General features: G+C 41.0%; 28 protein-coding genes. 7 read left to right on the forward strand and 21 right to left on the reverse strand.

Going from position 1 to position 26,673, the window contains the following annotated elements:
* Window positions 1–111: 111 nt before the first annotated feature.
* The gene (ppdK, locus tag LBN07_03470) at window positions 112–2,724 is read right to left on the reverse strand and encodes a pyruvate, phosphate dikinase (GenBank protein ID MDR0850516.1); all 2,613 of its coding nucleotides are present in this window, start codon (window positions 2,722–2,724) and stop codon (window positions 112–114) included.
* A gap of 318 nt (window positions 2,725–3,042) precedes the next feature.
* Between ppdK and LBN07_03475 the strand changes: the two genes are divergently transcribed.
* Complete coding sequence (locus tag LBN07_03475) at window positions 3,043–3,675, forward strand: hypothetical protein (protein ID MDR0850517.1); 633 nt, start codon at window positions 3,043–3,045, stop codon at window positions 3,673–3,675.
* A gap of 25 nt (window positions 3,676–3,700) precedes the next feature.
* Window positions 3,701–4,306, forward strand: a complete 606-nt coding sequence (locus LBN07_03480; GenBank protein ID MDR0850518.1) for a GNAT family N-acetyltransferase — start codon at window positions 3,701–3,703, stop codon at window positions 4,304–4,306.
* Window positions 4,307–4,309: 3 nt separating this feature from the next.
* Here the strand turns inward: LBN07_03480 and LBN07_03485 are convergent, their stop codons facing one another.
* The 17 genes from LBN07_03485 to LBN07_03565 form a co-directional block, all read right to left on the reverse strand.
* Entirely contained in the window at window positions 4,310–4,774 is a 465-nt protein-coding gene (locus LBN07_03485; GenBank protein ID MDR0850519.1) for a hypothetical protein, read from the reverse strand.
* 104 nt (window positions 4,775–4,878) lie between these two features.
* Window positions 4,879–5,595 (reverse strand): DNA repair protein RecO, encoded by a 717-nt coding sequence (recO, locus tag LBN07_03490; GenBank protein ID MDR0850520.1) that lies wholly within the window; start codon window positions 5,593–5,595, stop codon window positions 4,879–4,881.
* Window positions 5,596–5,615: 20 nt separating this feature from the next.
* Window positions 5,616–5,807: a hypothetical protein gene (locus LBN07_03495; GenBank protein MDR0850521.1), complete on the reverse strand. Its 192-nt coding sequence runs from the start codon at window positions 5,805–5,807 to the stop codon at window positions 5,616–5,618.
* A 133-nt stretch (window positions 5,808–5,940) separates the two neighbouring features.
* Window positions 5,941–6,840 (reverse strand): GTPase Era, encoded by a 900-nt coding sequence (era, locus tag LBN07_03500; GenBank protein MDR0850522.1) that lies wholly within the window; start codon window positions 6,838–6,840, stop codon window positions 5,941–5,943.
* Complete coding sequence (ybeY, locus tag LBN07_03505) at window positions 6,830–7,327, reverse strand: rRNA maturation RNase YbeY (protein ID MDR0850523.1); 498 nt, start codon at window positions 7,325–7,327, stop codon at window positions 6,830–6,832. Before ybeY ends, era begins: the two co-directional genes overlap by 11 nt.
* 1 nt (window position 7,328) lies before the next feature.
* The gene (locus LBN07_03510; protein ID MDR0850524.1) at window positions 7,329–7,862 is read right to left on the reverse strand and encodes a sporulation protein YqfD; all 534 of its coding nucleotides are present in this window, start codon (window positions 7,860–7,862) and stop codon (window positions 7,329–7,331) included.
* On the reverse strand, window positions 7,862–8,125 hold the full coding sequence (locus LBN07_03515; protein MDR0850525.1) for a YabP/YqfC family sporulation protein: 264 nt from the start codon (window positions 8,123–8,125) through the stop codon (window positions 7,862–7,864). Before LBN07_03515 ends, LBN07_03510 begins: the two co-directional genes overlap by 1 nt.
* A 178-nt stretch (window positions 8,126–8,303) precedes the next feature.
* The gene (locus tag LBN07_03520) at window positions 8,304–8,831 is read right to left on the reverse strand and encodes a hypothetical protein (protein ID MDR0850526.1); all 528 of its coding nucleotides are present in this window, start codon (window positions 8,829–8,831) and stop codon (window positions 8,304–8,306) included.
* A gap of 104 nt (window positions 8,832–8,935) precedes the next feature.
* Window positions 8,936–9,952: a flotillin-like protein FloA gene (gene floA / locus LBN07_03525; protein MDR0850527.1), complete on the reverse strand. Its 1,017-nt coding sequence runs from the start codon at window positions 9,950–9,952 to the stop codon at window positions 8,936–8,938.
* 172 nt (window positions 9,953–10,124) lie between these two features.
* A complete protein-coding gene (locus LBN07_03530) occupies window positions 10,125–10,658 on the reverse strand; it encodes a hypothetical protein (protein MDR0850528.1) in 534 nt (177 codons plus the stop codon).
* 264 nt (window positions 10,659–10,922) lie between these two features.
* Window positions 10,923–11,069 carry a hypothetical protein gene (locus LBN07_03535; GenBank protein ID MDR0850529.1) on the reverse strand — a complete coding sequence of 49 codons (147 nt, stop codon included), beginning with the start codon at window positions 11,067–11,069 and terminating at the stop codon, window positions 10,923–10,925.
* Window positions 11,069–11,278, reverse strand: a complete 210-nt coding sequence (locus LBN07_03540) for a hypothetical protein (protein ID MDR0850530.1) — start codon at window positions 11,276–11,278, stop codon at window positions 11,069–11,071. Before LBN07_03540 ends, LBN07_03535 begins: the two co-directional genes overlap by 1 nt.
* A gap of 138 nt (window positions 11,279–11,416) precedes the next feature.
* Complete coding sequence (locus tag LBN07_03545) at window positions 11,417–12,295, reverse strand: hypothetical protein (GenBank protein ID MDR0850531.1); 879 nt, start codon at window positions 12,293–12,295, stop codon at window positions 11,417–11,419.
* Between the two features lie 226 nt (window positions 12,296–12,521).
* Entirely contained in the window at window positions 12,522–14,036 is a 1,515-nt protein-coding gene (locus LBN07_03550; protein MDR0850532.1) for a hypothetical protein, read from the reverse strand.
* 76 nt (window positions 14,037–14,112) lie between these two features.
* A complete protein-coding gene (locus tag LBN07_03555; protein MDR0850533.1) occupies window positions 14,113–14,283 on the reverse strand; it encodes a 4Fe-4S binding protein in 171 nt (56 codons plus the stop codon).
* A 186-nt stretch (window positions 14,284–14,469) separates the two neighbouring features.
* Window positions 14,470–14,859 (reverse strand): sulfite exporter TauE/SafE family protein, encoded by a 390-nt coding sequence (locus LBN07_03560; GenBank protein MDR0850534.1) that lies wholly within the window; start codon window positions 14,857–14,859, stop codon window positions 14,470–14,472.
* A 195-nt stretch (window positions 14,860–15,054) separates the two neighbouring features.
* Window positions 15,055–15,435 carry a sulfite exporter TauE/SafE family protein gene (locus LBN07_03565; protein MDR0850535.1) on the reverse strand — a complete coding sequence of 127 codons (381 nt, stop codon included), beginning with the start codon at window positions 15,433–15,435 and terminating at the stop codon, window positions 15,055–15,057.
* Between the two features lie 215 nt (window positions 15,436–15,650).
* Between LBN07_03565 and LBN07_03570 the strand changes: the two genes are divergently transcribed.
* Complete coding sequence (locus tag LBN07_03570; protein ID MDR0850536.1) at window positions 15,651–19,025, forward strand: hypothetical protein; 3,375 nt, start codon at window positions 15,651–15,653, stop codon at window positions 19,023–19,025.
* A gap of 64 nt (window positions 19,026–19,089) precedes the next feature.
* Here the strand turns inward: LBN07_03570 and LBN07_03575 are convergent, their stop codons facing one another.
* Together LBN07_03575 and LBN07_03580 are read right to left on the reverse strand one after the other, a co-directional pair.
* Window positions 19,090–20,214: an N-acetyltransferase gene (locus LBN07_03575; protein MDR0850537.1), complete on the reverse strand. Its 1,125-nt coding sequence runs from the start codon at window positions 20,212–20,214 to the stop codon at window positions 19,090–19,092.
* A 28-nt stretch (window positions 20,215–20,242) separates the two neighbouring features.
* Window positions 20,243–20,545: a LysM peptidoglycan-binding domain-containing protein gene (locus LBN07_03580; GenBank protein ID MDR0850538.1), complete on the reverse strand. Its 303-nt coding sequence runs from the start codon at window positions 20,543–20,545 to the stop codon at window positions 20,243–20,245.
* A gap of 128 nt (window positions 20,546–20,673) precedes the next feature.
* On the opposite strand from LBN07_03580, the gene LBN07_03585 reads away from it, so the two are divergent.
* Genes LBN07_03585 through LBN07_03600 form a run of 4 tightly spaced genes read left to right on the forward strand, consistent with a single transcriptional unit; the run spans window position 20,674 to window position 23,761 of the window.
* On the forward strand, window positions 20,674–22,191 hold the full coding sequence (locus tag LBN07_03585) for an oligosaccharide flippase family protein (protein ID MDR0850539.1): 1,518 nt from the start codon (window positions 20,674–20,676) through the stop codon (window positions 22,189–22,191).
* Between the two features lie 27 nt (window positions 22,192–22,218).
* Window positions 22,219–22,929, forward strand: a complete 711-nt coding sequence (locus LBN07_03590) for a DUF421 domain-containing protein (GenBank protein MDR0850540.1) — start codon at window positions 22,219–22,221, stop codon at window positions 22,927–22,929.
* Between the two features lie 3 nt (window positions 22,930–22,932).
* On the forward strand, window positions 22,933–23,325 hold the full coding sequence (locus LBN07_03595) for a DUF4363 family protein (protein MDR0850541.1): 393 nt from the start codon (window positions 22,933–22,935) through the stop codon (window positions 23,323–23,325).
* A gap of 43 nt (window positions 23,326–23,368) precedes the next feature.
* The gene (locus LBN07_03600) at window positions 23,369–23,761 is read left to right on the forward strand and encodes a DnaJ domain-containing protein (GenBank protein ID MDR0850542.1); all 393 of its coding nucleotides are present in this window, start codon (window positions 23,369–23,371) and stop codon (window positions 23,759–23,761) included.
* Between the two features lie 91 nt (window positions 23,762–23,852).
* On the opposite strand, the gene uvrA is transcribed toward LBN07_03600, so the two are convergent.
* Window positions 23,853–26,669, reverse strand: a complete 2,817-nt coding sequence (gene uvrA / locus LBN07_03605) for an excinuclease ABC subunit UvrA (GenBank protein MDR0850543.1) — start codon at window positions 26,667–26,669, stop codon at window positions 23,853–23,855.
* Window positions 26,670–26,673: the final 4 nt, after the last annotated feature.

Genomic DNA, 26,673 nt, shown 5'->3' on the forward strand with positions numbered 1-26,673 from the left:
CTCCTGTTACACCAAGATTTTATCATAGACCCATATCACTGTCAATAAAGATTTTTTTATCTAATTAAAAAACAAGCCTTATAAAACTGCAAGGCTTGTCGTTATAAAATATTATTTTACGCTAAGCGCGGCTTGTGCTGCTGCCAAAATTGCCACAGGCACGCGGAAGGGTGAACATGAAACATAATGAAGCCCTATTGTATGACAGAATTTTATGCTGGCAGGGTCTCCGCCGTGCTCGCCGCAAATCCCGAGCTCAATATTAGGTCTTACTTTTTTGCCGCGCTCACAGGCCCTTGTCATCAGTTGGCCCACGCCTTCAAAGTCAATCTTTGCAAATGGGTCAAAGTCAAGAATGTTGTTTGAATAATAATCCCCGATAAACTTGCCTATATCATCTCGACTGAAACCGAATGTCATCTGTGTAAGGTCATTTGTGCCGAATGAGAAGAACTCAGCCTCTTTTGCAATTTCATCGGCAAGCAGGGCCGCTCTAGGCACCTCTATCATGGTGCCTACGGTGTATTCTATATTAACGTTGTTTCTGCCGAGAACTTCATCAGCGGTTTTCTTTATTATATCGTGCACAAACCTGAATTCTTTTCGCTCCATAACAAGCGGCACCATAATTTCGGGATGCACAGCTATTCCTGCTTTAAAAGCAGCGACTGCCGCCTCGATTATCGCCTGAGTCTGCATAACCGCAATTTCGGGAAAGGTTACAATAAGTCTGCAGCCTCTGTGACCCATCATGGGGTTAAATTCATGCAGCGACTGCACAGTCTGTTTAAGCGACTTATAAGTCAGCTTCATTTCTTTGGCTAATTCCTTAATTTCCATGTCTTCATGCGGCACAAATTCATGAAGCGGAGGGTCAATAAGCCTGATTGTTACGGGCTTGCCGTTCATCACTCTAAAAATCTGCTCAAAATCCTCCCGCTGATATGGAAGTATCTTATCTAAAGCTGCCTTACGCTGCTGCTCAGTAGAACTCACAATCATCTCACGTATAGCCATGATACGCTCTTTCTTAAAGAACATATGCTCGGTTCTGGTGAGCCCTATGCCCTCTGCTCCAAACCTGAGAGCTGTCTCAGCATCTGCTTTCGTGTCGGCATTTGCCCTCACCTTAAGCTTGCGATACTTGTTTGCCCAGCCCAAAACAATTGCAAAGTCACCGCTAACCTCAGCCTCAACCGTCGGAAGCGCTGCACCATAAACATGCCCTGTGCTGCCGTCAATCGAAATGTCGTCGCCCTCACGATAAACCTTTCCACCTGCTTCAAACTGCTTGTTTTCTTCATCAAGCCTGAGGTCCGAGCATCCCACAACACACGCTCTGCCCATACCTCTCGCAACAACCGCCGCGTGCGAGGTCATGCCGCCTCTTACTGTCAAAATCCCTTCGGAGGCATTCATACCCTCAATGTCCTCAGGCGAGGTTTCAAGGCGCACCAAAATACTCTTGATTTTTTGAGCCTTCATCTGCTTACATTTTTCAACGTCAAAACAAATTTTGCCGCAGGCTGCTCCTGGCGATGCCGGAAGTCCGGAAGCAATAGGAGTGTATTTTGAAAGCGCTTTCTTTTCAAACTGCGGATGCAAAACACTGTCAAGCTGCTTGGGGTCAATGCCAAGAAGTGCCTCTTTTTCGGTTTTAAGACCTTCCTCAACCATATCCACAGCAATTTTAAGCGCAGCAGCACCCGTACGTTTGCCGTTTCGTGTCTGCAGCATATACAACTTACCACGCTCAATAGTAAACTCCATATCCTGCATGTCTTTATATCTGGTTTCAAGCAGCCTGGCATAAGACATAAGCTCCTCAAAAAGCTTTGGAGATTGCTCTTTCAAAACCTCGATAGGATTAGGTGTTCGTATACCCGCCACAACGTCCTCACCCTGAGCATTTAAAAGATATTCACCATACAGTTTGTTTTCACCGCTGCTGGGGTTTCGGCTGAACGCTACGCCCGTGCCGCAGGTCTGGTCAATATTTCCAAACACCATAGCCTGAATACTCACGGCCGTCCCCCACGACGACGGAATATCATGCAGTCTTCTATAAACAACTGCTCTGGGGTTTTGCCAACTTTTAAACACAGCCGAAACCGCACGCATCAGCTGCTCTCTGGGGTTTTGAGGAAACTCTTCCTTTGCCATGGTTTTATAAAGCGCCTTATATTTGGTCAAAATATCCTTTAAGTCATCCGCATTCAGTTCACTGTCATATATGATATTATTTTTGGCCTTAATTTCATCTATAATCTTTTCAAACTTACTTCTGTCAAGACCCATAACAACATTTGCAAACATTTGAATAAAACGCCTATAGCTGTCATAAGCAAATCTGGGGTTAATTTTGGCAAGACTTTCACAGCTGCCATCACACATACCGAGGTTCAAAACCGTGTCCATCATGCCGGGCATCGAAGCCCTTGAGCCCGAGCGCACCGACACCAAAAGCGGAAGCTCACCCTCACCAAACTTTTTGCCCATAGTCTTTTCAATCACGGCAAGAGCCTTAAAAATCTGCTCCTGGGTTTGTTCCCTTACCTTTTGCCCAAACTTATAAAAGTCAGCACAAGCCTCGGTTGAAACAATAAATCCGTCGGGCACAGGAAGCCCGAGTAATTTCATTTCACACAAATTAGCACCCTTGCCGCCAAGCAAGCTCTTTTTGTCAGCACTCCCTTCACTAAATAAATAAACAAATTTTTTCATAATTAAAACTCCTTAGCATTTCATATATTCTAATAAATTCCGCGCCTAAAATCAAACAAAATTAATACATTGCCCTTCGGGCCCCACACTTTATAGTGTTTTATGTATTAAAATTGCATAGTATTATGCAATATTTCCCTCATTTTTGCATAGTATTATGCAACTTTTACGCTATATATATCATAATAATTCTCCAATTTTCTCCCTCACCTATAATCCATTATATTCTCTGCCCACACATGCGGTTCTTTTAACAACTTACCTCTTGCAATCCTTAAAAAGCTGTGGTATAATTTTTATACAAAGGGAGAGATGTTTATGCAAAAATATTATGTAACACATAACTCCAAACTTAATCAGATGCTTCTTTTCAAGCAAACGCTTGAAAAAGCCTCAAGTGCCGTTGACCCATCAATCGGCAAATATAATTACGAGACCTACAGTATAAAAGTCTTTAAACCTCCTGAAGCATCTGCCCCCCCCCCGACGAAATTTGAGCAAATTGGTTTGATGGATTACACTCTCTATCTGGGCAACAAAGAAATGGACACAGGCGGATATTTTTATAGGGTCAATATCAAACCCGAATATCAGAAAAACGGTATTTTTACACAACTTTTCGGGCTTGCGCAAAATCATATGATAGAATCAAATGCAGTGTCATTTAATTTCTTTATAGGCAGCGGAAACGAGTGCTTGACAGATGAACAGCTTAACGCAGGAACTGACATAGAATGTCTGCCGCAGGACACTCTCAGCAAAATTTATTCAAAGTTTGGCGTTCGTAAATCCAGAGACAATAACAGGGAAAGATATAAATTTCTGACACCCGAGGATTATTTGCCGCTTGAAGAGCTTGGCATTAAGGTCATAGAATCGGCAACATCCTTATCAATTATACCCTATGCACAAGAAAACGCTGTAATATCATGCAAACATCAACCTCACTAAACATCTGCAATAAAAGGAGAAATATATGACAACAGAAAAAATTACAGAATTGTGTATGCAGCGCGGATATATTTCTAATGAAGAATTACTTAAAGATTCTTCTAAAGATGTAACAAGGTGTTATATCACACATAATGCCAAATTGTCTAGAAATCTCCTTATCCTGCACACCATCACGCCCAAAGAGAAATACCCGTTTTCAAAACAGCCATGTTTTCGGCAAGAATGCACTATAGAGATTGTTGAACCTTCGCAATTATATCCATCAACAATTAACCCACAAGATATGGGCCATTTAAACTATGAAATGAATTTCGAAAATCGCAGAGCATATGTCCTAGATTTATCTGTCGACCCTCAATTCCAAAGGAACGGGCTTGGCAGTCAAATGTTTAAAATTATGGAAAACCACCTGGTAGACCAAAGAGTCATGGACCTCAATTTGTTTAGGGATGCCGATACAAATTGTTTAATTGACAAAGAATTAGAAAATTTTTATAGAGGCCTTGGAATGGAGATTGATGAACCGTTTCTTCATCCTTACAATATGTATAAAGACCTAAAACCCGAAGATGGGGTACCTCTAGAAGAATTGGGACTTACAAAGATACACCGGTCCCGCGAATTTTGACGGTTAGAGAGCTGTAATCAGTCTTTCCAAATCCACAACTACCTCTTTCAAAAATGCTTTTGAAAGAGGATTTTTTATGCCCTCATATTTGCTGTTGCAAAGCCTGCCCAGCTCATCGCTGCTGTCGTAACTAAATTCGTCACCTGCACAAACGCTATACTGCACTCCATCATCGCTCACACTTATGCTGTTTTTAATATTGCTCTTGAGTATTTCCTGCTTTATACTCTCCTCCAACTCACCCACTGCCTGACTAAGCTTGCTTTTTTTTGCAAACAAAAGCAGCTCCCGCACCAAAAAAGCAAATCTGGTGTCTATAAAAGCACTACGCTCAGACCCGTTTACATATAAAATATAATTGTTGGTCACAGCCAAAGCCTTGTCATCCCACAAAATGTTGGCAACAAAAAACTTATCCTGGGTTTTAGTCAAATAGGCTGTATACTGTTCATAACTAATTTTGCTCATAACTCCTCCTCGTATGCATGCCTCACCGGCTGTTTTTGTTTTACAACTGTCATTTAAGGTATAAATTCTCATATTTTTGTGCCAAAACGGCAAAGGTGCCCACTCTAAAACTGCTTAAGTTTTACGCCAAACTTATGATTGAAGTTGGATGTCATAAAACCAAGAGCGTCGTTTAAAATGCTTTCTTTTATTTTGATTGTTTTAAGTGCTTCAAATTGTGTGTTGCCAAGTATCCTCATACTCGACTGAACTGCCGGCGGAATTGGTATAAAATAAGGCTTTTTACAGGCTGTGCAAACCACTTCGCCATCATCAGGATTAAGGTATGCTCCGTTTAAAAAAGCCTGATTACAAGCAGCGCATTTTAAAAGGTTAAGCCTAAACCCCTCCATAGCCATTACGTCACACAAAAACTTCAAAAGCACAAGCTTTGGCGACAAGCCTTCATAACACAAAACTCTGAGTGCTTTTAAAACAGTTAAAAATAACAGGCCCGACCCAGCACCTTCACGGCTTAAAGTTCTGGCTACCTCAAGCACCTCAAACCCTCCCGTAAGCTTATCCATATCAAGCGTCAGGTCAAAAAAACTATCGATTGGGTTGGCTCCGGTCAAAACATACATTCCGCCCTTTGACGCAACCTCAAAATCGGCAAAACAAAAAGACTGAGCATAGGGCTTAAGCTTGCTTTTTTGAAGTTTAACACTTCTTGCCACAGCCGTCAAGAGCCCCTGCTCAGCAGTTAATATACTCAATAATTTATCATTTTCCTTATAATCCCTGCTAGAAATTACAATTCCTCTAAAAGTTGTTTCTTTCAATTGATTTTCCTTTCTATCACTCAAGCTTGAAGAGTAGGAGTATCGTTTTGGAGGGCTAGTGCTTTGGCATAATCATCACGCTCTTGTTTGGTAAGCAAATAATCCTGATATGCAACCGGCAATTCTTTGCCTGTCGGCACACTCAATACTCTTTCCATGTCGCTCCAAACCTCACTATCAAGTTCCTTTAAACGTGGGTCTATAATGCTCATAATCTTCTCCCCCTTTGTCTTAATATTATATGCAATAAACCAGATTTAAAACCGCGTTTTTACTCCTTTCATTTTTTGCTTTAATAAATAACACTATTTTTAGCCCATTTTTTACATAATTTTCGTGCCAAATTCATATTTCTTTTTCGTTATAGCCAATTTCGGCAAGAAATGCAGGATCGTTTCTCCAGCCCTCTTTTACTTTGACAAACAGGTGAAGGTCAACCTTGCTTCTGACAACCTTCTGAATACTTACGCGGCTCGCGTGCCCTATTTTTTTAAGCATACTGCCGTGTCTGCCTATAATAATACCCTTATGACTGTCCTTTTCGCAAATTATAGCAGCATCAATCGTAGTAAGTTTCTCTCCCTCTTCATACTTTTCAATTGCTACTGCAATACCATGCGGAATTTCTTTATCCAAAAAGTAAAGTGATTTTTCTCTGACAATCTCACCAACAATAAATCTGAGGGATTTGTCGGTATATAAATCATCGTCAAAGTATCTGTCTTTTTCGTCAATTTCAGGAACATATTTAAGCAGCTGCTCAATCAACTTGTCAAGATTCTGATTTTTTAAGCTCGAAACAGGTATAATATCTCTCACCTTTTCAAGATTGTTAAGCTCACTGAGTTTAATAAACAAGTCTGCTTTTTTAACCAAGTCTATTTTTGTTATAGCCAAAATAAGAGGAGCATCTTTTGCGTATCTGTCAACCATCTCACGGTCCTCATCTGTCCATTTTTTAGTGCCGTCAACGGCAAGGATAATTACATCAACGCCGGCAACTGCTCCTTTTATTCCTTTTTGCATAAAACTGTCGAGCTTGGTCTTGGCGGTGTTGCTGCCTGGAGTATCTACAAAAACAAGCTGATGCCCTGTGCCGTTTAAAATCCCCAGAACATTGTTGCGGGTGGTTTGCTGTTTAGGCGAAACAATAGACACCTTTTCTTTAACCAAGGCGTTGACTAAAGTACTTTTGCCCGCATTGGGCTTGCCCACAATTGCAATAAAACCACTCCTAATCTTCATCACTCTCCCTCTTTATTCGGAATTTTTTTAATACTTCTTCTTCAAGGCCCCGCATAATAAGCTGTTCCTCAGGCCTTATGTGGTCAAAACCAAGCAAGTGTAAAAATCCATGAACAATCAAATAACAAAGCTCTCTGTGCTCGCTGTGTCCGTTTTCTTGGGCCTGTTTTTTTACAACCGTTTTACATACGGCAATGTCCCCCAGATGCAAATGTTTTGTCTCCTGATTTATGTCACTGAGATGCTCTTTTTTATTTATCCTGGTGCCGGACACAAGCTTTAGCGCAGGAAAACTCAAAACATCAGTAACCTCATCTTTATTTCTGTGTTTTTTGTTAAGTTTTTTTATTTCAGCCTCATCCACAAAATTAATGTCTACGCTTATTTTTTTATATTTTGCACCCGAATATTTTATAGCAATCTTAAATAACCCCTTCCACAGCTTATATTCAGTTTCTGTTACAGGTTCATTACAAGTTATTATCATATTAAACTCCGTTTATTTTTTCTTTTATGTTAACTATCAAACTTCCGCCCCAAATTATCACCGAACACATACTCAGGTCAAACTGACTGATAAGCAGCCGCTCAACCTCGTTGTGGTCTATATCAGTTTTTAGACTATACTTCTTAATATTTTGTGCATCAAGAAATTCTATGATTTGTGCCGAAGTTACGTTTTGTGTTCCATATACTTTTACAGAAAACACAAACAGGTTTGAAACAATTAGCAAAAGCATAACGCAAACAAGCCCCAAGCTCACGCCGATTTTGCGTTTTAGAAATAACCCTAAACCGCAAAGCCCTGATGTTTTCTGCACGGTTATAGTATAACACATTTGTGAACTTTGGGCAAACAGTTTGTGCTTATCAGTTATGGGTGTGCTCAACAAAATGCGGTTATACTCCGGTCGCACCAGATTTTTTATTGTTATATTTTGCTTCATGAGCTGCGCTATAAACTTTTCAAGATTAAGGCCTTTAATTTCTACTCTCACATACCCCAAAATAAAGTCAAGCATCAATTTACCTCCGAACTCAGAATATTTCCTGTTATAAGAGCTGAACCATGCATAAGCTCTTTTATTACAAGCTTCTCCCCCGCAATTTTGATGGCACCCTTTTTAAGCTTCATCATAATCTGAGTTTGACTAAACGATAAAATACTTTGCATACCTTCTACATACATAGCCTTAGAGTTAAAGTTAACAATCCTATAGCCATCACTTAGCAGGCTCATATCCAGCCCCGTGAGTTTAGTTATCTCTTCTAAAAATGCTTTCACTTTACACCTCAATTATATATATTTATTTTCTGCCGGCATCATTACTATAAACAATAAAAAGAATCTAATCACATGATAATTTATAAACTCTTATGACCGAAAAAAATCCACAAGCGCAATTCAAAGGACTCTTTGTATGGATGAAAAAAGAAGGCACGCGGCCTTCATTTTATAATAACTAAAATCTGTCGTTTACGTCCTTGTTAGTTTTGCTGTCAAGCACATTTCCCACAAGAAGTCTCTTCATTTCCGGTGATAAATTTCTTAAATCATCCGCTATTTCGGTGCCGGTGCCCATAGGTGTACGACGCCCGAATCTATTGGCATCAAAACTGCTGTTATAGGCCGTATCATCACTTGGGTCATCATAATTTCGGTCATCATAAATCGTTGTTCGTGACTGCATCGGTCTCAACGGTGCCGCCATACTCTGTCTTACAGTTGACGCCATACCGCTGGTTTCCTTTCTGGTCTGCTCTTTCAGTGTTTCAAACTCCTGCTTCTGATTTTGGGACGTAAGCAGCACAGGCCGCTGAAGCCTATCACTTTTCTTTTTTATAGGCTCTTCTGCCGGACTGTCTTTGACAGGTGAATATTTGGGACCTTTGGTTTTAAATTTACCCTTCAGCTTTGGCACAATAACTATAATAAGGCACAGCACAAATACGCTGCAAAAAACTATTAACGCTATTTCTAAACCGCCCATAACCGCCTCCCTCCTTTCTTACTTTAATGCAAAGCAGACTTTTCGTAAGATGTGATGTGAACTTTAAAATTGTGAAAGATATATTATGTACACTGCATATCTCTTTAACCTCTGGGTGGGAACCCGCTTGTTGTAGTCGTCTTTTTATCGGTGCTCGAAAGCGACTTTCTCATGTCGGTGTCAGCTTCAAGGTTACGCATACGATAATAATCAAAAAGTCCCAACTGTCCGTTTTTAAATGCTTCTGCTATGGCCTTCGGAAGCTCAGCTTCAGCCGCAACCTTCAGCGCTGTCATTTTCTGAGTTTCCGCCTTCATTTCTTGCTCGGCGGCCACACCCATACTTCTTCGTTTTTCAGCCTCGGCCTGCGCTATACGCTTGTCAGCCTCAGCTCTTTCAATCTGAAGCCCCGCACCAATGTTTCTGCCAACGTCAATGTCAGCTACGTCAAGCGACAGCACTTCAAAGGCTGTTCCTGTGTCAAGACCCTTGGCAAACACGGTTTTTGATATAAGGTCGGGGTTCTGCAAAACCTCTTCATGGTTCTCTGCACTACCCACAGTAGTTACAATACCCTCACCAATACGGGCAATAACAGTTTCTTCTCCCGCACCACCAACCAACTTTGCAATGTTACTCTTAAGAGTTATACGCATCCTAACAACCAGCTCAATACCGTTTCGGGCAACCGCACTTACAGGAGGCGATTCAACAACTCTTGGGCTTACACTCATCTTAACAGCTTCAAGCACATCACGCCCGGCCAAGTCAATAGCCTTGGCTGTATCAATGCTAAGCGCAATTCGCGCGCTGTGGGCCGCAATCAAGGCGTTTACAACCTTGTTCACGTCTCCGCCCGCCATAAAGTGTGTTTCAAGCTCATTTACGTCAAGCGTAAGACCTGCCTTTTTTGAGGTTATATACGCTTCAACAATCATCTTTACATTAACCTTTCGCAACTTCATACCCACAAGCCTGAGCATGGACATATGTGCCCCTGACACCAGAGCTCTGAACCAAATTTTGATTGGAACCATTATGATGAAAACAATGAATACTATCAACAGTACTCCTATTATCACCCATAGCCACCATAGGTCCGCAGCAGTTGCCGCCAGCATACTAGTTTTCATATTATCTTCCTCTATCTCCTTTTCTTTTATCTAGTTGATTCATACGTAAGGTTGTGTGTATGTCTCTGAATTATTCTGCAGCTGTTATATGCGCTGCTATTTAGGCTTTAAAATTGTAAGAACACAAAAATTTTATACCTTTTCTGTGTGACCCCTACCCTTACGCCTTTGTCACAAAAATTTTGTCTGTATTAACTTCTACAACAACAACATCGGTACCCTTAACCAAAAGACCTTCTCTTGCCCAAACCTCAATTTCGCCTCTTCCTTCAAGCATAACCTTTCCAATCGGTCTTGCCGAAGTAACCAGAGTTCCTTTTTTGCCAAGTAACTCCGCTTCTTCTGCTTTCATGTCCGCATAGTCTGTCGGCACAGCCGTGCCCTTTTGTATGATAGGCGTTTTTGATATAAATCCTTTTTTAGAAGAAGATATCATAATCGCAAACCCAATTGCACAAACTGCTAAAATCAATGCCACCATAATAGTAATTTGAGGAAATGACCCGCCATATACTGCTCTAAGCACTACGCTTGCCGTAAGACTAACCAACCCCAAGATGCCGCATACTCCAAAACCCGGAATAAAGAACTCAACCATAAGCAAAACAAACCCTAAAACTAAAGTAATCCACGAAGCCGGCGGCATCTCACTGAACAGTGTTGCAAATTCGCCAAGCAGCAATGTTTGATTCATATTAGCCCCCCCCTTTACTCTCAGATTTTAAAGCACAAGTATAACACAACCCTTTATTAGCGACAATTAAAACAAACAGTATTTGGTTGTGTTGAAATCTGCCTTCGCTCGACCATTATTCGTGCAAGCACCACACTCGTCTCACTCAGCCAAATTATAACACATATTAAATCAAAAAGGAATAGGTTTTTAAAAATTCTTTTCAAAAAAATAAATCTTTTTTCATGTTCAGACAATAGAGTAAATCACTTTTTACTCCTTATTCTATGATTCTTTTCCGTCGGCTATCTGAATGTACTCCATGAACCGCCCCGAAACCAGCGTTCTTATCGCCGCATGAAAAGACCTCTTTCTATCCTCAAAAAATATTTCCTTTTTTATCAGGTTAAAGCTTGCCAAGTGCTTGACCATCAACATTTCCTCTTCCAACACAACTCCCTTACCACGTCTTCACCGTCGTCCTCTGCATAGATTTGTTTAAACAATTCTATTTCCTCGTCTACCAACTCCTTCAGAGCGGATATTATTATTGTGTCTATATAGTCAATAACCGTTCCTTTCAAATATTTGGCGGCTATCAATCCAAGAATAACCCGGCACTTAGTGGATTTTGAAAACATAACGCTGTTTATTATTTCACCCAGAAAAATGTCATTCTGTTTATTTTGAAACTTTTCATGGTTTTATCTCTTTCCTTTTTGTCGGCCTCGGCAAGGGTACTGTCCATTCCGTTCAAAAACTCATCAAAGCTGACTTTCCTAATGTCTGTCCAAATCTAACTTTAGGTTTTGCACACTATAAAAAATATACTGCTGCGCAACGCCTGCGTATTTATGATTAAAAATTACGTCGGCTTTAATTTTTCCCATGCTCTCTATAGCCCTTTTGATGTGCACATCAACCGGTGCAGTATCAAGACGATGAAAAGCAAACAGCATTATACAGTTTGCCACTTTGGGCCCAACTCCCATAATCTGCAAAATACGCTCACGCGCAGGAGTTTTGACTAAAATATCGTTATATTCACCGGCAAGTTGTCTTGTTGCTTCATACAAATATTTCGCCCTATACCCAGCTCCGATTTTTTCAAAAAACGATATATCAGCTTTAAGCAATTGTTCAAGCGTAGGAAAGGCATAAAAGCCTTCCATTTTTGTGCCCAAGCCGCTGCACATGCGTTCAATTATTCCTTGAATGCGCTTTATGTTATTGTTTGCCGAAATAATAAAGCTGATAATCACTTCAAACAAATCCTGCCTCAAAATTCTAATGCCGCTGCCGCATTCTATAACTGCGCTCATATATTCATAACCCGACATTTCAGGTTCATTTTGCGCCATTTCTGTGCCAAGCCCCGTTATTTGGCTGTCATAATCTATGCCCAGAAGTTGACGTTTGATTTCGTCATAATCTGTATCCAAGTCAAAATAATTATAAAAATAATCGGTGTTAGAACTTATAATTTCTACCCTGTCGGAGTAGGTAAAAATCTCCGCTTTGTAATTTTTTGAAAACACTGTCCAGCGGTCGCCGAGATTTTTAAATCTGAACACCTGCCCGCACTCCAAAATCTGTTTAATGTCAAAATCAGCAGTGTCCGATATGATTATTTTATCCTTTGTTTTTGTTATGTTCATATGCCCATTATACAACAAATTTCGACTGTTGTAAACATGAATACAGTACCATAATTATAATATTTCTAATCATTATTAACGGCTTATTTGAAACAAAAAAAACGGCACCAGACCGTTTTTTGAAGAACACAAAAAAATGTAAAACAATTTTTTTAGGCATACAAAAACAAATTGTTTTATAATTTTTCTTTAGGAACGCAAGAACAAATTATTTTACAATTTGTTCTTATAACACTTCTAAATTCTTTCCATAAACCCGCCTAAAGTCCAAACCCACTTTAAGCGCTTCTCTTACCTCTATTGAGGCATCGCCCGTAACTATGGTTTTCATAATTACACTGTCGCCCAAAACGTCACAGCTAATATCCTGCACAAGGCTGCGGTGAGTTTTGTCAAGAGCCTCGGCAATACGCACAACTATAGCAAGTTTCTTTACCGCTGCCAAATCCTCGTTTTCAATAAACAAACTTTGATACTTTACCCATTCAGTTACACTAAAGTCGCCAACGTCCTGACTTGATGCCACAAAGGCTGCAAGCACAATTTCACGCTGACTTGCCCCCTGAATATCAGAATTAAGGATAATATTAAAGCTGTTTTTTTCGTGGTTTTTAAAACGTATACGTTCGCCGCAGTCATACATGATGGAGGCAATTCTCAAAACTTTCAGATAACCTCTTGGGAGCTTGTGCAAAACCTTAAGCTGTCTGAAGAGTATCAGTGCCAACTCTCCCACCTGCTTTGCGTTATTTTCTTTTTTGCCATAAAACCCGTTTATGGTGTCAAGACTAAAGCCCAGCAAGTCCGAAATCGGTTTTTCGTTGGTAACAGGCACAGCCTTGTTAAAGAGTATGCCCTCCTTAAATTCTTTTTCGGATATAGTGATATTTTCAAGCTTTACAAAATCGGCAACAGCTCTGGCGATGCATACGCCGCTGGCCAAAACATCCGCCCTGTCGCCGCTGATACCCTTAATCTTTTTAGTTTTGTCAAGATCAAGCGGCGCTATCAAATCATAGACATCTTTTATATCTTCCTTGCTCAAAACATAGTTATGTTCAAGGTCAAGCGGATAGCGTTTAAGCTTACGGCTAAGCTTTCCGATATTTAAAAAAGCCTGACCGGCGCCCACAAAAGCATATTCGGGGTCGAGATTTTCAAGCCACGGAATACTCTTAAGCTCATTTTTAAAATACTCCACCATGCGCTTACACACTTCATGAGGTTCTTCTTTGGCTGAGCCAAACATTTGCGTAAGACTGTATGCTCCCACCGGAATTGTAGCCTGATTCAAAACATTTCTTCGGTTGTAGTATACAAAATTAGTGGCACTTCCCGTTATGTTAATGACAAGCCCTTTAGGTATGTCTAAAGTGTTTATAACGCCGGTATATACTGCCATTACTTCTTCTTCGGCAGTCAGAATTTTGAACTTAAATCCGCAAGCAGTATAAACTTCCTCAAAAAAACTGCGTTGGTTTTTCATATTTCTCACGCTGTGAGCAGCCACCGCAATAACATCGGTGACCTTGTTTACGTCACAGATGGTCTTATACATTTTGAGAATTGTCAAAGCATCGTTTATTTTTGCCGGCTTTATAAAGTTATCGCTTGTATCCTCAAAAAACTTTATGGTTTCACTCATCTGGTCAAAAACCGAATAATTGCCGCTTGGCAACACATCGGTAAGTGTCATGTCTATGCTTGTCGTTCCCAAATCTATTATAGCAATCTTCTCCAAATCATTATCTCCTTAAAACAATGCCAAAGTATATCACAAAAAAATAAGTTTGTACATACCCTTTTATTTGGGGTAGTTACTCCTTGTCTTCAATTGCTTCAACCGGACAGACACCTATGCAGGAGTGGCAGCCAATACATTTTTCGGGGTCAATCTTAGCCCTGCCGTTTTCCATAGTTATAGCTCCTACAGGACAAATACCCATGCAGCCGCCGCAGCCGATGCATTTCGTTTTATCTACTTTCATTCTTTTCCTCCGTATGATGGACTTCTCAAAGTTATCCTATTCTAGCATAATTTAAAAACGTTGTCTACAAAACTGAACAAAAAACAAATAAAGAGACCGCCCTTGCACAAAAAGTCTCTGCCTTTTTGTGTGCCCTGCCATCAGGCAGGGCACCGGCTTGCCCGAAGGCAAGCCGCAAGGGCGCTCTCAGTGTTTTATTCTCCCCTGCTTTTCCTCAATATAACCCTTTATGATTGTTACTATCTCAAGAGCGGCAATACAAATCAAAAAAATTCCAAATAAAGTTTTTAAAATTCCCCCGTCAATTTTTTGCACCAGCAGCGCCATAAATATGGCCGAAACCACACCCGTGGAGGTCAGCAAAACACCTTCCTTAAACGAAACCAGCCCATTTTTGACATGTATAAAAATGGCAAAGCCCGCCATACATACAAAGGTAACAAGACTGATTGTCTGCGCCTCTTTTTGATAAATCCCTAAAAATAGTGTCAAAAGCGGGATGAGCAGCGTCCCTCCACCCATGCCCATACCACCAAGTATCCCACCCAAAAAACCTATAATTAACCCTATAAGCATAATTAAACCTCCGCTTCTCCCACTTATTTATGTAATTGTGCGTATATGTCTCTAAGCGTTTTAAGCAGCTCTCAAAGGCGGCAGGAGTGTTAAATTTGTGCGTTGAAGCAAAGCAGTTTAGCAAAATTTTGCAAGTGAACAAATTTAATATTCCTGCCGCTATAAATTTAACGGAAGAGACATCTATGCACAACCTTACACACACACCATCCTTATTCCTGCCGCCAGCATAAGAACGGCAAATATAATACCTACAACGTTATTATTCATTTTATTCAGCAGCTTTGCCCCTACAATTCCGCCCAGAATAACACCTGTTATTATAAATATGTTGGCACCAAAGTTAAATCCTCCGCGTGTTATATATATAATCATGCTGGCTATACTTATGGGGAGTATCACAAACATGGCAGTTGCCTGCGCCTTTTTTTGCTCAAGCCCAAATCTTTTGAGAATTGGCACACAAATCATGCCCCCTCCGCTGCCAAAAAGCCCGTTGAGCAGCCCCACAACAAGACCCGCCAAAAGCATAATAAAATATTTTAGTTTATCTTTAAGCTTTCCTTTCTGCTGCATACATCTTCTCCGCTTTTACCTCTCAAGGAGTAATACATAGCCTCACTGAACGATTCTGCAGGCCACATAGTGGCCAAAGCCCTAGTGAAGTGAAGTCTATGCATTACTCCGATCCGAATTATTATAAGTAAACCTACCGATTTTATTTGCAATTTCGGCGGTTTTGTGCTAAACTAATTAAACATTTTAGTTAGCGAAAAAAGGATTAGATATATATGAGCATTGGAATAAATAAAAGACTTATAGCATGTGTGGTGGCTGTTATCACCTTTATTGCCATGCAGCTGGGGGCCCTGTTTTATGGGCTGAGTTCCCCCATTCTCACGGCTGACGCATATAGCAAAACAATCTCCATTTCAAACGGAGATTTTAAAAATTATACGGGTTCAGTGCCTTATACTCCTTCATCCTGGAGCTCCGCTAAAGACGGCAGCAGTTCCGAAGGACTTAAAATCGGCGTTATTGACATAAACAACGTAAGTGACCTCGGCAATTTAAGCAACGCCTCCTTTGCTCGTGACACCCGTCCTGACCCCTATGTACTTATGATACAGTCACAAAATGGTGATTCTTCCTATGGCTACAAAAACTCTTCATCTGTGCAGCTTAGCGCCAACAGCTATTTCAAGGTTTCGGTTGATGTCAAAACTATCACAGGCAACAACGGCGCATCAATTTATCTCAGCGGTGTTACACCTGAAGAAAATATCAACAGCAATCAATACAGTTTCATAAATGTGGTTTCAAAAACCTCGGTTTATCCCGAAGGTATTTACAACGAATGGGACACATTTACTTTTTGGGTAGAGACTGCCACCACTAAAGCTTCAAGCATGACGCTGGAGCTGTGGCTGGGCAGCAGAAACAACATAATAACCTCTCACGGTTCAGTGTTGTTTGACAGCGTTTCTGTTGTTGAAATCGGACAGTCTGACTTTTATAACTATGTAAACAATGAGTTTGACCCCGACAACACTATTATGGCCAAGCACAACCGTATAATCCAACTGAAAGAAGGGCTCCTGACCGGCGCTCTTAACAACGGCGACTTTGAACAAGGACTTGTCGGCTGGCAACTTGACCAATACGGAGACATCGCCAACGTACGTCACGGCGTTGCAAACATAAATTCAGGCAGCGAAACGCGCAACATTTTAGGCCTTGAATCAACCGACACCATTCCCGGCAACACCGGAACCTACGGCAACCAAAAGGCAATGTATATCAGCAACCTTGAACCGTCATTTTTATCATATATCACAACTGACACCAACAGCATAACCATTGAACAATTTAGTTTTTATAGAATAGGAATATGGGCAAAGGCGGGTAAGCTTGACGGCGGAAACGCTTGGGCAAAGCTTACTGAAATTATACCGGGCGACGACCCAAATCCCGAACGTACTCCCCTGTCACATATTATATCCGATATAAATTCAAATTCGGGCGCTGAAAGCAAAAACGGCTATCAGGAATATGTTTTCTACGTTCAGGGCAGTCCGTTTAAAAACATTGAAGTATCGCTCACACTAGGTCTTGGAAACGCAGGTTCACTTGTTTCGGGATATGTTATCTTTGATGATATCACAGTTGAGCAGATAAGCGGCGAAACCTTCTCGCAAATAAACAGCGGAAACGAGCTTAACTTTAACACTTCAACAGATACAACAGATATTCTAAACGGCAAATTCGACTTTGTAAACAGCAAAACAATTCAGACAGTATATCCGCTGGCTCCGAGTAATTGGACAAGCGACCAAAACAACGCAAACAGCGGTATCGTAAATCTTAACAGCACTCATTGGGCCAACAACGCTGCCGTGCCCGGTCACGGCTACGGAACAGTGACTTATCCCGGGACTATTGGCTACTACGGAACTGAAAGCAATCCGGCCAAAACACAAAATAATGTGCTTATGCTGCGAAATACCGAAACAACCTCACTGCAGTTTAAAAGTAGCACTTTCAGCGTAACCGCTTCATATCAGGGCTCAACCAGCTACACTGCAGTTGAACTATACATGCAAACCCAATATGTGACCGAAGGTGTTGACCTAGAAATTACGACTGACGAAGGCTTTGCGCTTTGCGCCATATATGACATAGTCACAAACAATCAATGGACAAAATATACCCTTCTAATCAAAAACACAAGTAAAGACTTCAGCGCAAATCTTCACATTACTCTAAACGGAACAGGTTATGCCTTTGTTGACTATATAAAAGTAACTCGCACCGACGGCACAATGCTGAGAGACTCTCTAAGCTCATTCCTCAACCCTCCAATACTTAATGAAACTCTGTTTGCTCAATTTAAACAAAGCTCATCACAAAATGTTATGGCAAGTGACTTGGATGTTGACAGCTTCTCATATTTCGGAAGAAACATATCAAGCGGACTGTATAACTCACAAACCTTCAGTGCTGAACCTCAAAGCGGTGTAATAGCCGGAGTGGTTGACCTTACAGCCATGGGAATTCCTCAAAAAGAAAATGAAAACCCCTACGCCCTAATGATACAAAACAACTTCCCCACTCACTTTAACTATACCTCAAACATTACCTACTATCTGAATGCCGGAAGTTTTTATAAATTCTCAGTTTGGGTATATACCCAAAATATAATCGGCGAGGTTATACCGCATGAAGAAGAAGTTGAAGGTGATTTTGGAGTTTATATCAGCATCAGCGGAATAGACCAACAGTTTAAGGGTATTAAAACCAAAAACAGTGCTGAAGAGGGATATAACAGCGACAAAAACGGTTGGGAGAACTATCTTTTCTATGTAAAAGCAACCTCCTCAATTTCAGCGACACTGACACTTTCTCTCGGAAACGAATACTTCCCCACTCAGGGCTACGCATTCTTTGACGATGCTACAATGCAGCTTTCTGATGAGGCCACCTACAAAAGTTTTATCGTCGACCCCGACGCTGCTGAAGAGGACATAACCTTTAAAACCACCGATAGCAGCGGCGCTCACCTCATGTTTGGACAGTCAGTTTCAACAGCCCCACCAGATGAAGGCGGCCCAACCGACGAAAGCGGCGATACAGAAGGCGACACTCCTCCTTCAAACGGCGACAACTTGTTTATTATAATCCCTTCAATCTTAATAGTAGTAGCAATTATTATAGCACTTGTTGGATATGTGTTGCGAAGAGTAAATTTGAAGATGCCCATACGAAAGAAAAAAGCTGCATCCTATAACCGTAAAGGCACTCTCGAAGAAGAGCTTATTCGAAAAGAACTTGCAGCAGTGCGTGCCGAAAAGGTTAAGAACATTGACAGCCAGCTGAAAGCTCTTGAAAGCGTAGTTGAAGAAAATAAAGCAGCCTATGAAACAGCAGTTGCAAGCGAAACCAACAAAGCAAAGGCCGAAAAAATGTTTAACAAATATGCAAAAGAGCGAAATGCCCTTCAGCGTCAAATTGACAACCTTGTTGCCGCAAAGACTTATATAACCGACGAGGCCAACATAAAACTTGAAGAAAACAAAGAAATGCACCGAAGGTCAGCCGAGCTTGAAGCCAAAAATAAACAAATTCAAAAAGAAGCTGAAAAAGAAGCGGCTAAAAAGAAAAAGTAATATAAAAAGAGGCGTTAAGCCTCTTTTTTCATAATCTACCCTTTTTCTCTAATTCAAGCCACACTTACGTTATTTTTTTAGTGTAACATCTGCGCCTCTTATGTTGGATATACTCAAATTCGCCCCACTGCGCTTGCACCTTACTGTTATCCTCAAGATTAAGGTTGGTTTCACAATACTCTAAGTTAAACTTAATCATTGTTTCAAACAAAAAATTCATCATAACGGCATTAAGTCCTTTATTTTGATATTCGGGCACAACTGCAATAAGCCCCAAGTCCGCCTTTTTGGGATGCTTAATGTCTTTAAGAATTCTGAATATTCCAAACGGAAAGAGTTTTCCTTTACTTTTATTTACCGAATCTGACATGTTTGGAAGCGCAAAGCCGATGGCAACAATTTTTTCGTTCTCATCAACCAAAATAATAATAAAATTCGGATTTAATACCATTTTAAACTGATTGATTATAGCTTTTTTAACTTTGCCTTCGATGGGAACAACTCCGTGAAGAGGCGCATACGCCCGATTGATACATTCAAAAAAGCCATCGCTATATTGTTTGACAAACTTATTTAAGTTGGTTGGAGTAAGCGCTCTCAGTTTATATCTTTTTATAACCGCCTCAGCAAGCATCTTCATTCTGAGATTTCTTTCTTTAGGTTTAAATAATCTGTATTCAAGCCAATCAGTTTCTTTTTTGAAGCCATAGCTTTCAACAAGCTTTGGATAATAATCATAATTATACTGCTCTTCAAATGTGCAGAGCTGGTCAAAACCTTTAATAAGCATACCCTCTCTGTCAAGGTCATTAAAACCGAGCGGACCGTGTATTTCTTCCATGCCCTCAGTTTTTGCCCAAGCCTCAACCGCCCAAAAAAGACTGTGTGCCACTTCTCGGTCGTCTATACTGTCAAATCTGCTAAATCTCACCCGCTTAGCGCCGGATTTTTGGTTGTGCGCCTGCTGAATTATGCCGGCAATGCGCCCTACAATTTTTCCGTCTCTGAACGCAATAAAACACTTGTGTTTACAGCTATCTGAAAATTCATTCTCTTTTTTGCCGAATTTGTGAATTTCGTCAACGGCAAGGTCGGGCACAAAATATTCCACACCCTTATATAATTTTATAGGAAAACTAATAAAGCGGTTTAAATCTAATCTATTTTTTACTTCTCTTATCTCTAACATGCCTTAATTATACAAAAAAAATAAAATTTTAGCAACTGATTAGCAATCGTTGACCTACAAAAATCTGAGTTATGCTATTTATTTCCTTTAGTCTTTCAATACTCATGTTATACTTATTTGATATGTCCTCAAGGCGCTCGGCGGGCTTAACTATATGATATTGTTTGACCTTTAGGTCAATTATAATTTTGTCACCGCACAGAAGGTCATCACTTCCTAAAGTATTTATATTTTGTATGCTTACGCCAAATTTTTTAGCAATGCTTTCCTTCGTCTCATTTGTTTTGACTGAATATATCAGCGGGTCTTTTAAACTTTCTAAAATTTCCACAAAGTTATTTCCTCCACTCTCTCTATATATACTTCCGCTCTTCTAAAAAAATACCCTGCCGCTCAAAAAACACACACCCGGCCCCAAAACCAAGCATTATTTAAGACAAGCCTTAATAGATTATTATAATGAAGAAACTTTTTAAGGCAGTGGCCATAATCACCGTATTTGCGGGGCTCACCCGACTTGCGGGGTTTTTGTTCAGAATATACTTATCGCGTACAATCGGGGCCGAAGGGCTGGGCATATACCAAATTGCCTTTTCGGTATTTTTAGTTTTAGAAACTTTTGTTTCCAGCGGATTACCTCTTGTCGTATCAAAACTTACCTCAAAGTATCAGGTTGAAAATAACCGGCCGGCTCAGGCTTCGGCGGTATGTGCTGCGCTTATAACCGGACTTATCACTTCAATAACGCTGGTGCTGGTGCTCTTTGCCGCACAAAGTCTGGTGGGCAGGCTGTTTACGGATATACGCTGTCTGAATATATTGCTTACACTTCTTCCCGCCATCGTATTTTCAAGCGTATATGCCGTGTTGCGTGGTTATCTATGGGGACAAAAAAAGTTTTTTTTGGTCAGCATCACCGAGTTTTTTGAACAAACTGTACGCATCATGGCCTGTGTAATATTAATTGCTCTTATATACAGCACCTTTGACGGAGCCGTTGCCGCCAGCGTATCGCTTGTAATCTCTTGCGCATTTTCAGCAGCACTAGTTGTAATATTATTCTTTAAAACCGGCGGGCGCCTCAAAAGCCCCAAAGGCCAAACCAAAACCGTGCTTAAAAGCGCCATACCCATAACCGCGGTGAGGATAGCCTCCAGCCTGCTTATGCCCATAATCGCCATAATAATGCCCATAAAGCTCCTTCAAAGCGGCCTAAGCCCTGAACAAGCGCTTTCTCAATATGGTATAGCTCTGGGCATGACCTTTCCGCTGCTATACCTCCCCTCCACACTCACAGGGTCGCTTGCCATGGCGCTTATACCCGACATATCCTCCGACCTTGCCTCCAAAAATTATAATCATATCGCAAAAAAAATAGAAAGCTCGTTAAAGTTTTCTATCTTTGTAGCATTTTTAGTAATTCCGCTATATATAGGTCTGGGCGAGCCAATAGGAGTTTTCCTGTTTAACAACGCATCAGCCGGATATTATCTTGCATATGCCGCGTGGATAATGCTGCCCATCAGCATAAATAATATCGCAGCATCGGTGCTCAATGCTCTTGGTCTGGAGGTCAAAGGTTTTATCAACTATATTTTTGGAGCAGTTGTATTAATACTTTGCATAGTGTTCCTGCCAAAATATATAGGCATTTTGTCACTTGTGTGGGGAATGGGACTTTGCATGACACTTGCCGCAATTTTAAACATAAGAATGATAAGAAAACGAATAACCGTAAAAATAAACATTATAAAGCCTATTGTTTTAATGGGTTTGATTACCGTACCCTGTGCGCTGCTGTCAAAATGGACCTTCGTAAGCTTTAGCAAAATCTTTCCTATGGCGCTGAATCTTATAGTTGCAGGCGTGCTTTGCATAATAATGTTTGCGCTGTTGTGTATGGTTTTCGGGGTGGTCGATATGTCAAGCTTCAAAATCGGCAAACATAAAAAGCACGCCTCAAAACTCCCCGTTTAAAAACCTGCAAAATATACATAATTAAGTATGTTTATTTTAATTGCACGCGCTATTTTAATATATATAGTTGTTCTTATAGTCATACGTCTTATGGGCAAGCGTCAGCTTGGTGAAATGCAGCCGTTTGAGCTTGTAATCACCCTCATAATAGCCGACCTTGCGTGCATCCCCATGGCCGAGGCAACTGTGCCGCTACTTCACGGTATAGTTCCTCTTCTCACGCTTGTGGTGCTACACTTTTTAATGTCAGTGCTCAGCCGCAAAAGCATACGCCTGCGTAACTTTTTCAACGGCAATCCTGTCGTCGTTATGGACCCAAACGGTATAAGGTATAAAGCACTTAAGGCCCTTAACATAACTCTTGACGATTTGAGCGAAGGTCTGCGCAACAGCGAATATTTTAGTTTTGATGAAATTGCCTACGCCATAATCGAAACCAATGGCAAGCTTAGCATTCTTCCCAAAAGTCAAATGGCCCCACCAAAAGCACAAGATATGAAAGTCAAAACCGATGAAGCTCACCCCAGCATGATATTAATCAACGACGGCAAGCTGATTGACAACAATATACAAACTCTAGGAGTACAAAAAGCATTTATCGAAGAATTGCTGAATAAAAACGATATGAAAAGCATAAAAGACGTGCTGGTGCTCACTCTCAACAACTTGGGAGTTGCATATCTTCAGGGCAAAAGCGGTCCTTCAAAAACCTTAAATACTTCTTTTAAGGGGGATTGATATATGGCCAGAATAATATCCATGATTGCAATTACTGTTTTGCTTATAGGCTGCGGTATTTGCGAAGAACTGTTTGTAAGAAACACTGTTAGCGAATTAAATACCTATGCCAAAACTCTTGATACTTTCATAGAAAACAATGAAGAAAACCTAAATATTCCCGTCATAAACGAAGAATTTGACAAGCTAAAGTCTTTCTGGGAAAATACTGAACATATGCTGACTTATATTGTCAACTTTGAAAAGATACGTGCCATAGGTGAAGCAATCATTAAGCTTGAAGGCGCCATTACTCAAAGTGATTTTTCGGTTGCGGTCGAAAACATAAAGCTTATAATAAATTACAGCGAAAATCTCAATTACGTAATGGGCGGTGATATTTCAAATATTCTCTAGAGGCCCGCTTGCCTTTTTTGTCGAATTTTGTTATTATGTATATATGGAAAATTTCTATAAAATACTTGGAGTGCAGCAGGATGCAAGCACCGAACAAATAAAGGATGCCTATGTGACGCTGGTCACAAAATATCACCCCGACATATATAACGGCGACAAAGCTTATGCCGAAAAATATACCGCCGTCTTGGGAGAAGCATACAACACCCTGAAAGACGAAAAAAAGCGTCTGGAATATGACAAATGGACACTGAAAACCTTTCCTCATCAAAATGTGCATCCCAATCCTCAGCAGCAGGCAGTAAAACAATTTGTAAACACCAAACGAAAAACCACAAAGCTTGTTAGAATACTCACCTCCCCCTTCCTCTACGTTCCTATAATCCTTATGTTTGGAGCATTAATTGTAATTGTGCTATCAAGTTATTTTATATAAACATCAATTTGTTCAATATTAAATAACAATTTCCAACACATAAAAAGTCCTAAGTAAGCTACACAAAAAAACACCTTATCGGTGCTTTTTTTTATTTCAGATACGTTTTTAAAAACATACCTGTAAAGCTTTCTTTATTTTGTGCTACTTCTTCAGGTGTGCCCTTACACACAATCTTGCCGCCGTTATCACCGCCCTCAGGACCCAAGTCAATAATATAATCAGCTACCTTAATAACATCCATATTATGTTCAATCACCACAACCGTGTTGCCCAGCTCAACCAGCTTTTGCAAAATCATTATCAGCTTGTCAACGTCATAGGAGTGCAATCCCGTTGTAGGCTCGTCCAAAATATATATCGTTCTTCCAGTGCTGCGACGGCTAAGTTCCGACGCCAGCTTTACCCGCTGGGCCTCGCCTCCGCTGAGCGTTGTTGAGCTTTGCCCCAGCTTAATATATCCAAGACCAACATCAAAAAGCGTTTGTATCTTATTTTTAATCTGAGGAATATTAGCAAAAAACTGCAGTGCTTCCTCAACCGTCATATCCAAAACATCGCTTATACTTTTGCCTTTATACTTCACTTGAAGCGTCTCACGGTTATACCTTTTGCCCCGACACACACTGCAAGGAATATAAACATCCGGCAAAAAATACATTTCTATCTTTTTGGTTCCGTCACCGTCACATTCTTCACACCGTCCGCCTTTCACATTAAAGCTGAACCTGCCGCTATTATATCCTCTCTCTTTGGCTTCGGGCGTAGCCGCAAAAAGCTCTCTTATCAAAGTGAACAATCCCACATATGTGGCAGGGTTGCTTCGCGGAGTTTTTCCTATGGGCGATTGGTCTATATTAATGACCTTATCCAAACTTTCAAACCCCAAAAGCTCCTTATATTTACCCTCAATTTCACTGCCTCCGTTAAGCCTGTTAAACAGCGCCGGATAGACAATTTCATTAATCAGACTGCTCTTACCGCTGCCGCTGACGCCCGTAATTGCCGTTAAAACGCCCAAAGGTAGGTTTACACGGTTTATTATGAGGTTATTTTGACGAGCATCTGTGACACTGAGCCACCCCTTTTGCGGCTTCCTTCTTTCTGCCGGCACATCAATCCTGCGCTGTCCGCTGAGATACTTTCCTGTGATAGAATTTGGGCTATTTTTTATGTCGTCAATGCTGCCTGCAGCCACCACTTCACCGCCGTGAATTCCCGAACGCGGACCGATATCCACAATATAATCAGCAGCCCTCATAGTGTCCTCGTCATGCTCAACCACAATCAAAGTATTGCCCAAATCTCTGAGGCGCTGAAGTGCGTCCAGAAGCTTTGCATTATCGCGCTGATGCAGACCTATGCTGGGCTCATCCAAAATATAGAGCACTCCAACAAGTCCACTGCCTATCTGCGTGGCAAGCCTTATACGCTGCGCTTCGCCCCCGCTAAGAGAACCCGCCATACGGTTAAGCGTAAGATAATGAAGCCCCACCGCCGTCAAGAAATCTAAACGCGCGTTTATTTCTTTTAAAATCGGCGAAGCAATTTCCATTTGGGTTGCGTTAAGCTGAAGCTTAGAAAGATACTCTTTTATATGCACAATACTTAGCGCTGTCAGCTCCGCTATGTTAAGCCTGCCCACCCTCACCGACAGTGCTGCATCGCTCAGCCTCTGCCCATGACAAACCTCACACGCATGCTCCTTCATATATTTTCCTATCGTTAGCTTTATCATTTCGCTGCTGCTTTCTTTATACCGTCTCATAAGATTGTTAATCACACCCTCAAAGCTTCCGACATACGACCCCTGAAAATTCTTACTGTCATAATGAAGCGAAAGCTGTTTGCCGTCATTTCCATAAAGTAAAATCTGCATAATATTTTTCGGCAAATCTTTTATTGGCGTATCAAGACTGAATTTATACTCCTTTGCAAGCGCTCTGAAATACATACTCGAAATTCCACCGATATCCATGTTCCAGCCTGAAACCTTAAGTGCTCCTTCATTCAGACTCTTATTTTTGTCTCCTATCACCATATCAACATCCAACTCAGTTACAAATCCCAGCCCAGAGCAGTGCGGGCAAGCCCCAAAAGGGCTGTTGAAACTAAACAGCCTGGGGCTTATTTCTTCATAAGCAAACCCGCAAGTGTCGCAGGCAAACTTATTGCTGAACAAATGTTTCTCACTGTTAACCTCAACCACAACCAGACCGTCGCTTAGCTTAAGAGCGGTTTCAATACTTTCGGTCAGGCGCTTTGACAAATCCTCCTTCAAAACAAGCCGGTCAATCACCACGCTTATGTTATGCTTTTTATTTTTATCCAAAACTATCTCTTCGTCAAGCGTGCGCGTATCACCGTCAACGCTTACTCTTGCATATCCGCCCTTTCGCAGCTCGTCAAACAGCTTAGCAAAAGTTCCCTTTTCCCCACGCACAACGGGCGACATAATTATAATCTTGCTTCCTGCGGCATGAGAGGCCACCTTGTCAACAATACTGTCAACCGACTGCTTTGCTATCACCTTGTTGCAGCGCGGACAATAAGGCACGCCGATTCTTGCGTACAATAGTCTTAGATAATCATAAATTTCCGTAACCGTTCCCACGGTTGAGCGCGGATTGTTTGAAGTGGTTTTTTGGTCTATTGCAATGGCCGGCGAAAGCCCTTCTATGCTTTCAACATCCGGCTTTTGTGCCTGACCCAAAAACTGCCTTGCATATGACGACAGACTTTCCATATACCTGCGCTGGCCCTCGGCAAAAATAGTATCAAAAGCAAGCGTGCTCTTGCCGCTTCCGCTCACCCCAGTAAACACCACCATCTTACCCCGCGGGATTTCCAGGTCAATATTTTTCAGGTTATTCTCTCTGGCGCCTCTTATAACAATCTTCTCTTCCATTTTT

Source organism: Christensenellaceae bacterium (assembly GCA_031260975.1).
Lineage (GTDB): Bacteria > Bacillota > Clostridia > Christensenellales > UBA1242 > JAISKJ01.

What these genes read in the sequence shown, in the direction of transcription:
- ppdK (MDR0850516.1), bottom strand. Translation starts at nt 2,724, where the DNA reads ATGAAAAAATTTGTTTATTTATTTAGTGAAGGGAGTGCTGACAAAAAG.
- LBN07_03475 (MDR0850517.1), top strand. Translation starts at nt 3,043, where the DNA reads ATGCAAAAATATTATGTAACACATAACTCCAAACTTAATCAGATGCTT.
- LBN07_03480 (MDR0850518.1), top strand. Translation starts at nt 3,701, where the DNA reads ATGACAACAGAAAAAATTACAGAATTGTGTATGCAGCGCGGATATATT.
- LBN07_03485 (MDR0850519.1), bottom strand. Translation starts at nt 4,774, where the DNA reads ATGAGCAAAATTAGTTATGAACAGTATACAGCCTATTTGACTAAAACC.
- LBN07_03495 (MDR0850521.1), bottom strand. Translation starts at nt 5,807, where the DNA reads ATGAGCATTATAGACCCACGTTTAAAGGAACTTGATAGTGAGGTTTGG.
- era (MDR0850522.1), bottom strand. Translation starts at nt 6,840, where the DNA reads ATGAAGATTAGGAGTGGTTTTATTGCAATTGTGGGCAAGCCCAATGCG.
- ybeY (MDR0850523.1), bottom strand. Translation starts at nt 7,327, where the DNA reads ATGATAATAACTTGTAATGAACCTGTAACAGAAACTGAATATAAGCTG.
- LBN07_03510 (MDR0850524.1), bottom strand. Translation starts at nt 7,862, where the DNA reads ATGCTTGACTTTATTTTGGGGTATGTGAGAGTAGAAATTAAAGGCCTT.
- LBN07_03520 (MDR0850526.1), bottom strand. Translation starts at nt 8,831, where the DNA reads ATGGGCGGTTTAGAAATAGCGTTAATAGTTTTTTGCAGCGTATTTGTG.
- floA (MDR0850527.1), bottom strand. Translation starts at nt 9,952, where the DNA reads ATGCTGGCGGCAACTGCTGCGGACCTATGGTGGCTATGGGTGATAATA.
- LBN07_03530 (MDR0850528.1), bottom strand. Translation starts at nt 10,658, where the DNA reads ATGAATCAAACATTGCTGCTTGGCGAATTTGCAACACTGTTCAGTGAG.
- LBN07_03535 (MDR0850529.1), bottom strand. Translation starts at nt 11,069, where the DNA reads ATGGTCAAGCACTTGGCAAGCTTTAACCTGATAAAAAAGGAAATATTT.
- LBN07_03540 (MDR0850530.1), bottom strand. Translation starts at nt 11,278, where the DNA reads ATGTTTTCAAAATCCACTAAGTGCCGGGTTATTCTTGGATTGATAGCC.
- LBN07_03545 (MDR0850531.1), bottom strand. Translation starts at nt 12,295, where the DNA reads ATGAACATAACAAAAACAAAGGATAAAATAATCATATCGGACACTGCT.
- LBN07_03555 (MDR0850533.1), bottom strand. Translation starts at nt 14,283, where the DNA reads ATGAAAGTAGATAAAACGAAATGCATCGGCTGCGGCGGCTGCATGGGT.
- LBN07_03560 (MDR0850534.1), bottom strand. Translation starts at nt 14,859, where the DNA reads ATGCTTATAGGGTTAATTATAGGTTTTTTGGGTGGGATACTTGGTGGT.
- LBN07_03565 (MDR0850535.1), bottom strand. Translation starts at nt 15,435, where the DNA reads ATGCAGCAGAAAGGAAAGCTTAAAGATAAACTAAAATATTTTATTATG.
- LBN07_03570 (MDR0850536.1), top strand. Translation starts at nt 15,651, where the DNA reads ATGAGCATTGGAATAAATAAAAGACTTATAGCATGTGTGGTGGCTGTT.
- LBN07_03575 (MDR0850537.1), bottom strand. Translation starts at nt 20,214, where the DNA reads ATGTTAGAGATAAGAGAAGTAAAAAATAGATTAGATTTAAACCGCTTT.
- LBN07_03585 (MDR0850539.1), top strand. Translation starts at nt 20,674, where the DNA reads ATGAAGAAACTTTTTAAGGCAGTGGCCATAATCACCGTATTTGCGGGG.
- LBN07_03590 (MDR0850540.1), top strand. Translation starts at nt 22,219, where the DNA reads ATGTTTATTTTAATTGCACGCGCTATTTTAATATATATAGTTGTTCTT.
- LBN07_03595 (MDR0850541.1), top strand. Translation starts at nt 22,933, where the DNA reads ATGGCCAGAATAATATCCATGATTGCAATTACTGTTTTGCTTATAGGC.
- LBN07_03600 (MDR0850542.1), top strand. Translation starts at nt 23,369, where the DNA reads ATGGAAAATTTCTATAAAATACTTGGAGTGCAGCAGGATGCAAGCACC.
- uvrA (MDR0850543.1), bottom strand. Translation starts at nt 26,669, where the DNA reads ATGGAAGAGAAGATTGTTATAAGAGGCGCCAGAGAGAATAACCTGAAA.